The following is an 841-nucleotide window of genomic DNA, read 5'->3' as shown; positions in this document are numbered from 1 at the left end:
GTATTTGCGGTGTTTTAATTTCCTGTTCGGTATTTTCGATTGCCCGCATCGGTAAATACGATTATCTTTTTTAAAACTTTATATCTAATATACAAAATAATTATGTGTAGGTGCTATTGGTTTTTAACTTTTAGCGCCCATATATGTACCAGCATTGCGAAAGCAATTGAAAACAAACTCAAAATATTTGGAGAATAAAATGGGTGTATTAGTAGGCCGCCAGGCACCAGACTTTACCGCTGCTGCAGTTTTAGGTAATGGTGAAATTGTAGATAGCTACAATCTACACGAAACAATTAAAGGTAAAAAAGCTGTAATCTTCTTTTACCCATTAGATTTCACGTTTGTATGTCCTTCTGAACTTATTGCATTTGATAAGCGTTTTGAAGAGTTTAAAAAGCGTGGCGTTGAAGTAATTGGTGTTTCTATCGATTCTCAGTTTTCTCATAATGCATGGCGTAATACGCCTGTAGCTGACGGCGGTATTGGTAAAGTACAATACGCACTAGTTGCAGACGTTAAACACGAAATTTGTAAAGCATACGACGTTGAACATCCTGAAGCGGGTGTTGCATTTCGTGGTTCGTTCTTAATCGACGAAGAAGGTAACGTACGTCATCAAGTAGTTAACGATTTACCACTAGGTCGTAACATTGACGAAATGATCCGTATGGTTGATGCACTAGCGTTCCACAGTGAGAATGGCGAAGTTTGTCCTGCTGGTTGGACTGAAGGTAAAAAAGGTATGGATGCAAGCCCTGAAGGTGTTGCTAAGTTCCTTTCTGAAAACGAAGGCGAGCTATAATTTAGCCCTTTTGTTTAAATAAAAAAACCGCCAGTT

The 841-nt window shown here is 38.4% G+C and carries 1 protein-coding gene; it reads left to right on the top strand.

Going from position 1 to position 841, the window contains the following annotated elements; translation table 11 throughout:
• Nucleotides 1-199 precede the first annotated feature (199 nt).
• On the top strand, nucleotides 200-805 hold the full coding sequence (locus tag P20480_RS02230) for a peroxiredoxin (RefSeq protein WP_006793938.1): 606 nt from the start codon (nucleotides 200-202) through the stop codon (nucleotides 803-805).
• The last annotated feature ends 36 nt before the right edge of the window (nucleotides 806-841 follow it).

This window comes from Pseudoalteromonas sp. BSi20480, from assembly GCF_000241365.1.
GTDB lineage: Bacteria > Pseudomonadota > Gammaproteobacteria > Enterobacterales > Alteromonadaceae > Pseudoalteromonas > Pseudoalteromonas marina.
This window is presented reverse-complemented; position numbering and strand designations above follow the sequence as displayed.